The following is a 12,462-nucleotide window of genomic DNA, read 5'->3' as shown; positions in this document are numbered from 1 at the left end:
AGCGCTGCTGATTTCGTTGTCAGGCGCGAGAGAACTTGGGCAGCAGTCTGCCTGCGGATCGATCATCCGTTTGCAGTCAACTAAAAAACCACAGGATCATTCTCACCAGCAGCAGCGTGATGAAATAGACCCAGCCCGCCATCGCGATCAGCGCCACGCTGAAGAAGGCACCTTCGAAGGCCCGCTCTCTGATTCTAGTGAGAGGCAATGCCGCCCAAGCTTTCTGAAGCATCTGCGTATTCGCATTGTTTGTTTGGGCGATCATAGCCGAACAAATTCGACGATCTCGTGACGCTCGCCCCATCAAGTGTGTCGGGCGATCATCTAGCAGCGATCTGACCGAAGCATTCGATCTCTGACGGCAAGAACTCGCACGGCGCGGGCATAGCGGAGCACCAAATCCTGTTCAAAGCCCAACGCGGGACAATTGGGACGACATCCGCGGCTTGGCCATCGGCGCCGGAGCGACCGCGAAAGAGCAAGTAGCCCTTCGTCGTCGAGACGATATCTCCCGGCTGCAACGTATCGTCACTCAGCAAACGCTCGGTAGCTATCTTTTCCGGCGGATCCGGCACGATCGTGCGCAGCGGCGCATTTAGCCGCCAATCCCGTCGCGCCTGCTCTGCCCGCGCGCGCCTGCCCGATCCGCTGCTTCCAATCCTCGCGAGAGATTGGGCTATCCGGCGACGAAGCAACATCGTCGGCCCGTTCCTCGGCCACCACGCGCATGGTCGAGGCTTCGTCGGCCGCCCGGCTCCAGCCGCTCCAACCCAGGACTGCCGCAACGAGCACCAATATGGCACCGAAATGCGCATTCATACCGAAACATCGCGGATCTCGCGCGATTTGGCGGCATGGTAATTGATTGTTGCGGCGATGTCTGCCCGCCATTGAACCGATCGCAAGTTGCACCAGCCCCGCTGTGACAAGCCGGTGCGGCTTCGGTCACAGGGCGTGACTCCGGCTCTAGCGTGGCGAACTAGCGCGACAACATCACCCAACGCCGTCCCATGATCGGTAACTCCCGACGGCTTGCTGATTCTCTCACTGGTAGCATATCTTAGATATACTAGTTTTGAATTCTTGCGTCATCGCCTTCGCTGCATCCAATCAGGGCAAGAGTCGCATTTGTACGCAAGGCAATCCGCCATGCACACAATCTCTCGCCAAATTTCTGCTCGATAACCATCTCATCATCCCCTCAGCATGGAACTTGAACGAGGATGACAGTCATGAGTTACGCGAAACGGCCGCTGCTCGCTTCGATCTCGTTCGACTTGGATTGCCGCCGCATTCACTCAGAACGATCGGGTTCTGCCGCCGGTGGCCTTCACTCCTTTTTGTACGCGTTCCCGCGGAATGCAGCCAGTGCGCGGGAACGCAACAGACGACGAGCCGGCTCGACTACGTCGCGCTCTGGCATGACCTGAGCGAGGTCAACAGGGTCGTGAAGACGAACCATGCACCGAGGAACCACGCGATCGTGCGGGCAGAGAGCGATGTAATATCGAAACTCTGGACGTGCCGTTGCACCTAGCCGAAGCCGTAGCGATTTTCCGATTGAGATTCGCCAGGATTGGTCGGAGAACGAGCTGGTTCAACGGATAGAGCAATAGAAATGCGACCAGCAGTATTCTTCGATCGTGACGGCGTTCTTAACGAGGATGATGGCTATGCCTTTGAACCGAGCAAGATTCGCTGGATCAAGGGCGCACCGGAAGCCGTCCGGGCCGTCAACCAATCCGGCTACCTTGCCTTCGTCGTGACAAACCAATCAGGGATCGCACGGGGATTCTATGGAGAACACCAGGTTCACGCACTTCACGAATGGATGGCGGCTCAACTGGCGGATGTAGGCGCGCGCATTGACGAGTTCGCCTACTGTCCTCATCATCCCGAGGGCACCGTCACCGAGTATCGGCAGACATGTTCTTGCCGAAAGCCACAGCCAGGCATGATCAACGAACTGTCAAAGCGACATTCTGTTGACATCCACCGCAGCATAATGATCGGCGACAAGCAGAGTGACCTCGAGGCTGCATCTGCCGCGGGAGTTACAGGACATATGTTTCGAGGGCCGGATTTGAAGGAGTTCGTCGCTCCGCTCCTGAAGCAACTGCCGCGGATACGATGACTCAATCTCGGGACGCGGCCGTCATCTCGAGATGCAGGAACCTCGATCTCGACGTGGCGTAGTCTGAACTGCAGCAGAATGATCGAGGCTGCGATGTCTCGCAACAAAAGCACGCGTTGGACTGAAGACCAGGAAACGTTGCTCCTCAAACTGGATGCCGCGGGAGATTCGCCGCGACTGATTGCCGCAAAGCTGGAGCGCTCCGAGCGATCGGTCGCAATTCGGCTGGCTCAACTCAAGAAGGCTGCGCAGCCCAAGCCACGTTGATTGGCACACAAAATGCTTTCCACATCGCATGCTGGCCCTCGCGTTGCTCTCGAGAGTCTTTGCCATCGGCTTTGCCGCGGGCTACGGCATCCGCGAAGCGCTCTCGCGAAGACGCCGCCGCTTTGGACGACGGACGACATAGACGCGAGATCTGGAGCGGGAGTTCGGGTGCCGTTGCCTTGACGTCATGGGAGTGCTGATAATGAGGCGCGATATTGCCCTCCGACAGAGCCGGTTCCAGGGCGGGAGCACGTCGAAGTGATCGCAAGTCGCCCCGATTCCGCAAAACCGCCTTATCCAAGTTGGATAAGGCCGCTCAAATAAAGTTAAAGCTCGTCCACGTGTCAGGACATGTTCAATGCTCGGCTCCCTCCTCTTGATCGTCATGATGGCGACTTCGTTCGCGGCGGGCTATTGCACTCGTTCCCTCGTGTCACACAGACGCCGCACGAAATACATCAAGTGGGAACCATATGTTCGGCCATCGCGCTCCTCCCAGCCCCCCCAATTCCTGATGCGATCGGGCGACCGCAGCGTCGCGTCGCTGAAGCGATTTGCATCTGGCAGTAGTCGCAACAGTTGATGCTGAATATTTGGTCAACACGGCGAATTTAACGGCCCCGCAGACACCTTCCGTCCAAAAGTCTGGTTGGAAACCATGGGTATCCAGTTCATGCTATAGGCTTATGTAGCGGGACTGGAACCATGACGAGCGCACATCGCGTCCTCCTGGCTGGAGCCATGTTGATCGGAACATCCCTGAGTGCCGAGGCTCAGGGCACCTACGCACCTACCGCGCGTAGCGGGTATGGCAGTAGCAACTCCAATACGTCGAACGCCTTCCATCCGTCGTCGACGCCCTCTTCATTTGCCTCCCAGGCCCCGAGAAATTTGGGAACCGGGCAAGGACGCACGGAAGGCGCGATGGGGCTGTCGCCACAATTGCAGAGAGAGATGGGAATTTCTCGCCAGCAGTAGCGCGTCCTACCTCCTCACGTCCTTCAGCGGAGGGTCAGGAGCCGTTCAAAACCGGAAGACCACGGGCCGCCGATGGCTCAAAAGGACGAATGTTTGCTCTGAAGCAGATCCCTGCGGCAGTTTGAAGGACGTCCCAGATGCGCTTATGTCTTTCCGTCTCCATCGCAATCTTCTCGATCGTCGAGGCCGCGGCCCAGGACAAGCTGCCTCAAGATAGGACACGCCCGCCGGAAGGCGGTCAATGCAGCTATACGGTCGCCGGAAAGCAGTACGAGGTCGCCGTTGGCAGCAAGATCTGCTTCCGGTCGCCACCTCCCTACGGGGATCAATATTCCCTGCAGCAGTGCTTTCCGCCGCTGGACGAGATTGCTCTGGTAAAGCGTGGCGACCCGCGCTGCGATCGATATGAAGACCGACAGTGATCGCCAGAAATATCGGCAGCCGACGGAGCCAATGGAGATCGGGCCGAGACCGCTCCGCCGATTGGCGGGCCGGCGATCTGCTCGACGACATCTTTCCTCGCGCCGATGTACGCCGCGACCTGATCGAGTTCGTGGCGCGACCCGGCCATGATCTCCGCTGCGCCACGGGTCCTGGCAAATCGAGCGCGAGTCGGCCCACGGCCCCGCGAAGATTTCAGGAGCGGGCTTGCGAAGACTGTCCGTTGGTTCTGCGACAACTGGACATGGCGGCGGCAGACCATCCTCGATCGCGGCTATCGAGGCGCGCATATCGGTCTCGATTAACGCAAACCCCGTGATACTACGGAACGACGAACGCCGATTTCTTCTCGGTAAGGTTGAGAGGTTAGCTTAATCCGCGTTGTTTGTTGCGAACTTTCACGCATTCCTTATCCATCTCTCGCACCGGGCTTCCCCAAGGCCCGGCCCCGCCCAAGCAAAGCCGTCGAGCGAATATGGGTCCGCTTGGCGGCTTTGTCGTTGTGTCGACGAGAGGATCATTTCGCTATGGCACGCAGGCCCTGGTCGTTCAAGGAAGACCGCCGGCTCATGGAGCTGGCGAAGTCTTCAGCGTCGCTGGAACAAGCGGCGAAAATTCTCGGGCGCTCACCCGATGCAGTCAAGCGCATGGCGTTACGGCTTGGCCTTTCGTTGAAGTCGAAGACGGGCAAGAAGACCTGACTTCGGCGCGCAGCGCTCGCCTCACGCCGCACGCCTCACTCCGCACAGTGCGTCGCTGCGCCTACAACGTCGAACCGCCCGAACGTATCACCTTGAAAGCAGGCCTGTGCGAGTGGCGCCTTGACGGCGGCAGACGCCTTTAACGATATTCTCGGCTTTCGAACCTGACGAGCGACCAACCTTGTATGTTGGCGTCATGCGCAGGAACCACCTCATAGCAGCTGCGAGCATCTGTCTTGCGCTGATCGTCTATGCCACCCTGGCGAGGCTGGCGGGTAGACCCGCGCTCATGGGGCATCACGAGGCCTATTGGGTCGTCGTGATCGAGCGCTTCAGTGCCTATGGGCTGCTCGGCTTCCTGCTCTCCTTCCTGCTGCCGGGACGGTTCGGCCTGGCCTGCTCGCTCGTCATCGCTGTCGCTATGGGGCTGGAGCTGATGCAGGCGTTCATACCCGACCGCGACCCGGGCTTCCTCGACGTATTGCAGAAGACGGCGGGAGGCACCGTGGGCGTCATGCTCGCCCAGATGATCTTGGCGTTCTTGCCCAGACCACCTTCCTAAAGCGGCATACGTCCCCCGGCGAAGCTGCCGTGGAGCGTCAGATCCTTGCGGACTGCATTGGTTCGGACTTTGCCTTGGCCGGCGGCCACGTGCCGGCTCAAGCCACCCCACGCCTGTTGCGGGACTCGGAAGGAGCCAGGAGTCCAGCCATCTGCCGATGGGTGTTCTGCAGCGCTTCAATGGCGAGATCGAGATCGAAATCCGCCTCGCGAACGGATGCAAAGAATTCGGCCATCAGTGCCAGATCGAGTTTGACGCGTGTCATCCCATCGCGGCTCTTGCGACGATCGAGTGACAGATGGATGGCGCGGTCCCGGGCCTCCATGGAGCCGCAGCCGCAAAGCGCACCGAGTTCGTCGTATGTCATCCAGATTTGAGGCATGTTCTTCCACCACGCTTGACCAGCCGCAATACTAGCTCTCGTTTCTAAAGGCAGCATTGCTTCAGCGCGGCTGCGACGCGACTTCGAGACAACAATGTCAATGCAACGCTAATCAGGGCGGCAGGTGCGAGCTTCTTGTGGCGCTGCGCGGATCGTCGTCGATCTGCCTCTTACTTGGGCGAGCCAGCCGTGAAAGGACGCCGCGTGCGGGAACGGCCGTCGAGCCCCTTGGGCAGCTTATCGGCCTTGAGCTTCACGACCCCGCTGCGGACGTCGGCAGCCGGCGGATCTTCCTGACTATAGATCAGCGTCACCTCGAACTTCACGTCAGGCGCTTCCCGGGCCGTTCCCGAACAAGTCGCCATCGCACCGGTATACACGCCGGAGAGTTCGACCTCGACTTCGTCCAACCCGAATACGGTCGGCGGGCCGTCGGCATGTCGCCGTGTGGTCAGAACGGCCGTGAATCGCTGGTCGTCAAGGAACTGATAGGAGCCGCCATAGGTGAAGAAGCTGTCACTGCCGGAAATCCGACCCTGGGCCACATGCACGATACCGGTGCCTTGCGCTTGCGCGGTTCTGAACCACGCCGCGTATTTGCCTTCTTTCAGCATGGAAACATCCGTCGTGAATTCCACGCGTATTTGCAACGAACCGTAAGGCGCGACAATGACCGACGGGGTGAGCATTCCGCCACGGTTAACGCCGTGCAAAGTCAATCCGTCAAATTTTCCGCCGGCGCAGGAGGTGGCGCCCGCAGCAGGATCAGAACAATTCTATGCCGTCGTCCGCGGTCTCGACTGCCTCGACCCGGCGCACCGTGGCGATCGACGCCAGCCCGAGGGCTTGCAGGAACTCCCGGTGCACGTCGCGCTCGCGTTCCATCGTGTAGCGCGCAAAGAGCTGGTCGAGCACCGCTTCGTCCTGCGCTTGCGGCCGCGGCTGCTGCGCGGCTGCGCTCGCGGCCTCGAGCCGCGCCGCGACCGCGGGTAATGCCGCGGAGCCTTCGCCGAGCGTGGTCATCAGGCCTTGCGCCGAGTTCATCAGGCCCTCGAACTCCGCACCTTCATCGACGAGTCGGCTCATCAGCTTGCCGAGCCGTTCATTGCCGGCCTCGACCTCGCGCAGCGCCTGGAGGATCTGCGGTTCGAGCTTGGCGAGCTGCGTGGGATCGCCCTGCACGCGGAGCTCCTTCAGCTCCCCGGCCGACCGCTCGATGCCGTCGAGCACGGGCCTCAAACGCCCCGCTCCCACCGAGACATGGTCGGCGGTCGCCTTGAGCTCGTTGGCAATGACGACGAAAGCGCTGCCGCGGCTGCCGAGATGGCTGGCCTTGAGGCCCGCATTCATTCCGATCAGCGTGATGTCGATCGTCGCCTCGGCCAGCCCGGCGATCGCCTGGCGAAATTTCGTCAGCGTATCCTCGACGATCGCGAGCGCCTCGTCGACCGAGCGGCCCGCCCCCTCGCAGGTGGCGATCAGCGTCGATGCGTGCGCCAGCGTCTGCTTGATGCGTGTCAGGAATGACGACGAGCCGCCATCCTCGCCGCCAAACAACGTGCGGCCGTGCCCGACGACGCTGCCCGCATCGTGCAGGATGGCGGTCAGCGCGCGAACGATCTGGCCGATGTCGCCGCCGAACTCGCGCTGGGCGTCCCTGAGCTGGGCCGCCTGCAACTGGCAGGTCGCACGCGCGCCGTCATCGCTCGCGATCGGCTCGGGAACGAGGCTCGGGGCGGCTCCAGACACAAGGCCGAGACCGTGGGAGACGTGCTCGAGACGCTGACGCGTGCTGTCGCCCGCCTGCAGGGAAACGATCGCACTGCCGACCGCCTCGGCGATCTTCCTGGTGCTGGAACTTGCGCGGTCGGCCAGATGGCTGCTGTTGCGGCGCTGATCATGCAATCCGGAATAGGCGGAGCCGAGTTCGGCGCTCTCCGCCGCCAGTTGATTCCGGTAGCGGCTCTCGAACTCCTTCTGCCGGCCGAATGCGGTGGCGACCGCCTCCGAGAGGCGCTGCTGATCCCGCGCACAGCCCTCGATCGCGCCCTGCACGGCCTTGCCGAGATCATAGGCCTCCTGCGTGAAGGCGAGAAAGCCCTCGCGATCGCCGTCGAGCGCGGCTGCCTCGATCCGCGCGCTGCGGGCGATGATGGTGATCATCTGGATGTGCTTGAACAACGGCTTGAGCAAGGCAGACGCCTCCGCCGTGCTCTTGCCGATCGTCTCGAGCAGGGCGCTTTCGGCCGGCAGCGCCTGCGCCAGGTCGCTGAGCCGCGCTGCGATCTCCTGTAGCGCGGTCGCGGCGCCTTCGATCTCTGCGCCGGAGAGTTCCGAGGAAAGCGTTGCGAGGCCCTGGTTCAGCTCCTTGAAGATGAGATGTCCGCGTCCGAGCTCGTGACCGACGCGCGCGAACACGTCCTCGATACGCGAGGAGACGTCCTCGATCGCGGCGATCGCCTCGGCAAGGGTGTCGGCGGGAATGACGGACATTGCGCTCAACCTGCCACCGCAACGTGCCCGGTCTGATACCAGAGCATGATTTCGCGCGGGATATGGTTAAGCGATACGACCTTCTCGACGCCGCCATGGGCGATGGCTTCCTTGGGCATGCCGAACACCACGCAACTCTCTTCATCCTGAGCCCGCGTCGAGGCGCCGAGCTTGCGCATCTCCAGCATTCCGCGCGCGCCGTCATCGCCCATGCCGGTCATGATCACGCCGAGCGCGTTGGCGCCGGCATGTTGGGCCGCCGAACGGAACAACACGTCGACGGACGGACGATGCCGGGACACCGGCGGCCCATCCTTGATCGCGATCTGGTAGCGCAGGCCGATGCGCTGGAGCAGCATGTGGCGGGCTCCCGGCGCGATATAGGCACAACCCGGCAGCACCGGTTCGCCGTCCTCGGCCTCCTTGACCCGGATCTGGCAGACGCCGTCGAGACGCCTGGCAAAGGCTGCGGTGAAGCCTGCCGGCATGTGCTGGACGATGACGATGGGCGGACAGTGCAGTGGCAGCACCTCGAGGACGTCATTGAGCGCCTCGGTGCCGCCCGTCGAGGCACCGATGCACACGATGCGTTCCGTGGTCGGCCGGACCTTGCCCTGCACCGGCGGCGGGATGATGGCATCGGCAGTCAGCTTCTTCTCGATTGCGCGACGCTCCGCGCGCGGGCGCACCCGGGCGCGGGCGGCCGACTTCACGGCCTCACGCAGCCGCGTGGAGCATTCGAGCAGCGCCTGCCGTGTGTCGATCTTCGGCTTCGGCACGATGTCGACTGCACCCGCCTCGAACGCCTCGAACATCACGTTCGAGCCCTCCTCGGTCAGCGAGGAGCAGATGATCACCGGTATCGGACGTTGCGCCATGATCTTGCGCAGGAAGGTCATGCCGTCCATGCGCGGCATTTCGAGGTCGAGGATGATGACGTCAGGCAGCTCCTTCTCGAGCCGCTTGGCCGCCACGAACGGATCGGACGCGGTCGCCATCACCTCGATCTCGGGATCTTCACTCAGGATCGTCAGCAGGATTTGGCGGACCGACGCCGAATCGTCCACGATCAGCACGCGAACTTTCTCCCTCGGCATTCTGGTTGTGCTCCGGCTAGATCTGGAAAATGGTTGGCTGAACCTGCTTCAGCCCAGGGACGGCACTGTGAATCATCGATTCCGAATGCCCGACCAGCAGATAGCCGCCCGGACGCAGATGGCTGCACAATTGCTCCACCACCTTGCGCTGGGTCTCGCGCTCGAAATAGATCAGGACGTTGCGGCAAAAGATGATATCGACGTCACGATCGACGGGATAGGACTTGTCCATGAGGTTCATCCTCATGAAGTGCGTCATGCGGCGCAGCTCGGGCACGATCCGCACTTCGCCGCGCGACTTGTCCCGCGACGACGAAAAATATCGCTTCACGAATTGCTCCGGCACGGGGGCGAGCACGTCGCGGTTGTAGATCGCCGTCCTGGCGAGGCGCAGCACCGCGGTCGAGATGTCGGTCCCGAGGATGCGGTACTGGAAGCGCGAGCCGCTCCGCGTCATGTCGTCCAGCACCATCGCGGTCGTGTAGGCTTCCATGCCGGTCGAGCTCGCCGAGCTCCAGATCTTCAGATTCGCGTTTCTCCGTCCACGCGCCTTGAGCAGGGCGGGAATCGCGACTTCGCGCAAGAAAGTGAAGTGCTGCGGCTCGCGGAAGAAATCGGTCTTGTTGGTCGTCACCACATCGATGAGATGAGTGAGCTCGGTGTCGAAATGGTCCGCCTCGAACAGGTTCTCGACATATTCATTGAGGTCGGAGAAGTTCAGCGCGCGCACGCGCTTGTGCAGCCGTCCCTCCAGCATCAGCCGCTTGCCCTGCGGCAGCTTGATGCCGACCTGGCCCTCGATCAATTCGGCGATGGTGCGGAAATGGCGGTCCGAAAGATGCACGGCCGTGTCCTGCATGGCAGGCATCATGGCCGCCTGCCCCGCCCCGGGACGGCCACCTGCATCGCATAACGGGCCATACGGAGCATCTTGAATCCTACACTTTAACTAAAATTGCCGAAGACGGATCGGCCCGCCAATGGGGGGGCCGATCCGTCAGAATCCTAGCGCTGGAAATCCGCGTCCCGATCGTCCTCGCCGTCGTTCATGTCGAACGCGAAACCGCCGCCGCCGGCAGCCTTCACGGCACGCGCCGGCTTGGCCTGCGGCTTCTTGGCCGGCCGCTCGGCCGCCGCCATGGAGGCCGCCTTGGCGCGCAGCTGATTCACAGCCCGGTCGATCGGCGCGGCGGCGTGGCCTTTTCCACCCTGCTCGATGCGGAAGTAGGCGATGGTGGACTGGAGCTGCTCGGCCTGCGAGGCGAGCTCTTCCGAGGTCGAGGACACCTGCTCGGATGCGCTGGCGTTCTGCTGGCCGACCTTGTCGAGCTGCTGGATCGCCTGGTTGATCTGCGCCGAACCAACGTCCTGCTCGCGGCAGGCCGCGGTGATCTCTTCGACGAGCTCAGCAGTCTTCTTGATGTCGGGAACGAGCTTGGACAGCATGGTGCCGGCCTCTTGCGCCACCTTGACGGTGTCGGTCGAGAGCGTGCCGATCTCGGCCGCAGCCGCCTGGCTGCGTTCGGCGAGCTTGCGCACCTCGGAGGCGACCACCGCGAAGCCCTTGCCGTGCTCGCCCGCGCGCGCGGCTTCGACCGCCGCATTGAGCGCGAGCAGATCGGTCTGGCGCGCGATCTCCTGAACGATCGTGATCTTCTCGGCGATGGTCTGCATCGCGTTGACGGCGCGACCGACGGCTGCGCCGGAGGCTTCCGCATCCTTGGCCGACTGCGCGGCGATCTTCTCGGTCTGATTGGCGTTGTCGGCGTTCTGCTTCACGTTGGAGGCCATCTCCTCCATCGAGGACGAGGCTTCCTCGGCGGAGGAGGCCTGCTCGGTCGCGCCCTGCGACAGCTGCTCGGCGCTCGCGGAGAGTTCCTGGCTGCCAGCGGAGACGTTCTGCGCTGCCGTCAAAGCCTCGGACACGATCTGGCGAAGCTTCTCGATCATGCGTTCGAGCGCGAGGCCCAGCGTATCCTTGTCCGACAGCGGCTTGGCTTCGACCGTGAGGTTGCCCTGCGCAATCTCGTTGGCGACGGCCGCAGTCTGGTTGAGGTTGACCGTCATCGCATTCAGCGACTTGATGAGGTCGCCGATTTCATCATTGCTGGACGAATCGATCTTTTGGCTGAGATCGCCGATCGCCACCGCATCGGCAAGGCCGACCGCACTGGAAAGCGAACGGCTGATATTCAGAGCGATCCAGACCGCGGCAGCGATGGCGATGACAAGCGACGCGAGGATCAGGGAAACGAGAATTAGGGTGGCGCGGCCTCCATCGACCTTGGCCTGCTCGCTCTCCCCGGCCATCTGCTTCTTCACAAAATTGATGTAGTCGCTCGCCGCCGTGAGTGCCGGCGTGGAGGCCTTCAGGCCCTCGGTCATCGACCGCTCGGTCGCCTTGGCCTTGTCCTGTTTGGCGAGCGCAAGCGTCTGATCCTGTACCGCGTTGGAGTTCGCGTAGGCAACGGCGAAAGTATCGATCATTTTCCTGCCGGTCTCGCTCGCGCTGGAATAGACCTCGTCCTTTATCTTCATCGCGCGTTCGCGCAGTTGGGCGATCTGGCCGATGAACTTGCCCTGGTCGGCTTCCGCCGCGAGGATAGTGTTCTTCTCGGCCCGCACCTGAAGCAGGACGGCCTCCTGAAGCTCGCCAACCTTGGCCAGCCGGCCGGCACGGGCAGACAGATGCTCGGCCGTCGCGACCATGTCGTTCAACTTCAGATACGCGACGCCGCCGGCGATCATCGACAGCAGGATGACGATGCCGAAGGCGCTGGCGAGCTTGGCTTTGACGGTGAATCTCATGTTCAGTCTCGTTGGTTCGAATTGGGGTGTTTACGCGTGATCACGCTTCACTCTTGCAAACTTAGGCGGCGCGAGGCGCGTCCGCGCCGGCATCGCGCCCTTCCGGGATCCTGTCGTTCGCCATCAGCTTGGCGAGGTCGAAGATGACGACGAACTTCTCGCCCTTGCGTCCGATGCCCGCAGCGTAGTCTGACTGCCACTGGCCGCCGATCTCGGGGATGGGCTCGATCGCCTGCTCGTCGATGTCGGTGACCTCGAACACGCAATCGGCGACGAAGCCGACGCCGACCAGGCGGTCCTTCATCGGCACGTCGAGGATGATGATACGGGTAGCTTCGGTGGCCGGCACGCTCGGCAGGCCGAGCTTGATCCTGAGGTCGACGATCGGATAGCCGCTGCCGCGCACGTCGATCATGCCGAGCAGGAAGTTCGGGGCGTGCGGAAGCCGCGAGATCGGCCGCATGTCGAGGATCTCACGGACATTGCGGATGCTGATGCCGAACGTCTCGCCGGCGAGCCCGAGCGTCAGATATTGCGAGGTTGCGGCCATGATGCAGTCCAAGGATCCGAAGGTTGGCAAATGAATGCGGTCCGGCATA

General features: G+C 62.2%; 14 protein-coding genes. 5 read left to right on the top strand and 9 right to left on the bottom strand.

What is annotated here, in order from left to right; genetic code table 11:
- Positions 1–76: 76 nt before the first annotated feature.
- A complete protein-coding gene (locus tag FJV43_RS24715) occupies positions 77–232 on the bottom strand; it encodes a hypothetical protein (RefSeq protein WP_239621693.1) in 156 nt (51 codons plus the stop codon).
- 296 nt (positions 233–528) lie between these two features.
- Complete coding sequence (locus tag FJV43_RS24710; RefSeq protein ID WP_239621692.1) at positions 529–819, bottom strand: hypothetical protein; 291 nt, start codon at positions 817–819, stop codon at positions 529–531.
- A 799-nt stretch (positions 820–1,618) separates the two neighbouring features.
- On the opposite strand from FJV43_RS24710, the gene FJV43_RS24705 reads away from it, so the two are divergent.
- The 5 genes from FJV43_RS24705 to FJV43_RS24685 all read left to right on the top strand — a co-directional run bounded on the left by FJV43_RS24705 (position 1,619) and on the right by FJV43_RS24685 (position 5,083).
- Positions 1,619–2,134, top strand: coding sequence for an HAD family hydrolase (locus FJV43_RS24705; protein ID WP_239621691.1), 516 nt, complete (start codon positions 1,619–1,621; stop codon positions 2,132–2,134).
- A 78-nt stretch (positions 2,135–2,212) separates the two neighbouring features.
- A complete protein-coding gene (locus FJV43_RS24700; protein WP_239621690.1) occupies positions 2,213–2,401 on the top strand; it encodes a hypothetical protein in 189 nt (62 codons plus the stop codon).
- Positions 2,402–3,516: 1,115 nt separating this feature from the next.
- Complete coding sequence (locus FJV43_RS24695) at positions 3,517–3,801, top strand: hypothetical protein (RefSeq protein WP_239621689.1); 285 nt, start codon at positions 3,517–3,519, stop codon at positions 3,799–3,801.
- A 546-nt stretch (positions 3,802–4,347) separates the two neighbouring features.
- Positions 4,348–4,521: a hypothetical protein gene (locus FJV43_RS24690; RefSeq protein WP_162832048.1), complete on the top strand. Its 174-nt coding sequence runs from the start codon at positions 4,348–4,350 to the stop codon at positions 4,519–4,521.
- Between the two features lie 196 nt (positions 4,522–4,717).
- Positions 4,718–5,083 (top strand): VanZ family protein, encoded by a 366-nt coding sequence (locus FJV43_RS24685; protein WP_239621688.1) that lies wholly within the window; start codon positions 4,718–4,720, stop codon positions 5,081–5,083.
- A 97-nt stretch (positions 5,084–5,180) separates the two neighbouring features.
- Here the strand turns inward: FJV43_RS24685 and FJV43_RS24680 are convergent, their stop codons facing one another.
- From FJV43_RS24680 to FJV43_RS24650, 7 genes are all read right to left on the bottom strand, one after another.
- Positions 5,181–5,465, bottom strand: a complete 285-nt coding sequence (locus FJV43_RS24680; RefSeq protein ID WP_345946203.1) for a hypothetical protein — start codon at positions 5,463–5,465, stop codon at positions 5,181–5,183.
- A gap of 170 nt (positions 5,466–5,635) precedes the next feature.
- A complete protein-coding gene (locus FJV43_RS24675; protein ID WP_239621686.1) occupies positions 5,636–6,079 on the bottom strand; it encodes a hypothetical protein in 444 nt (147 codons plus the stop codon).
- Between the two features lie 151 nt (positions 6,080–6,230).
- Positions 6,231–7,958, bottom strand: coding sequence for a chemotaxis protein (locus FJV43_RS24670; RefSeq protein WP_239621685.1), 1,728 nt, complete (start codon positions 7,956–7,958; stop codon positions 6,231–6,233).
- 5 nt (positions 7,959–7,963) lie between these two features.
- Entirely contained in the window at positions 7,964–9,055 is a 1,092-nt protein-coding gene (locus FJV43_RS24665; protein WP_239621684.1) for a chemotaxis response regulator protein-glutamate methylesterase, read from the bottom strand.
- 16 nt (positions 9,056–9,071) lie between these two features.
- Positions 9,072–9,926 (bottom strand): CheR family methyltransferase, encoded by an 855-nt coding sequence (locus FJV43_RS24660; RefSeq protein WP_239621683.1) that lies wholly within the window; start codon positions 9,924–9,926, stop codon positions 9,072–9,074.
- A gap of 134 nt (positions 9,927–10,060) precedes the next feature.
- A complete protein-coding gene (locus FJV43_RS24655) occupies positions 10,061–11,863 on the bottom strand; it encodes a methyl-accepting chemotaxis protein (protein WP_239621682.1) in 1,803 nt (600 codons plus the stop codon).
- Positions 11,864–11,924: 61 nt separating this feature from the next.
- On the bottom strand, positions 11,925–12,413 hold the full coding sequence (locus tag FJV43_RS24650; RefSeq protein WP_239621681.1) for a chemotaxis protein CheW: 489 nt from the start codon (positions 12,411–12,413) through the stop codon (positions 11,925–11,927).
- Positions 12,414–12,462 lie beyond the last annotated feature (49 nt).

Origin of the sequence: Bradyrhizobium sp. I71, from assembly GCF_022354745.1 — a bacterium.
Lineage (GTDB): Bacteria > Pseudomonadota > Alphaproteobacteria > Rhizobiales > Xanthobacteraceae > Bradyrhizobium > Bradyrhizobium liaoningense.
Note: the sequence above shows the minus strand (reverse complement) of the source record. Positions and strands in the feature narration are given on the sequence as shown.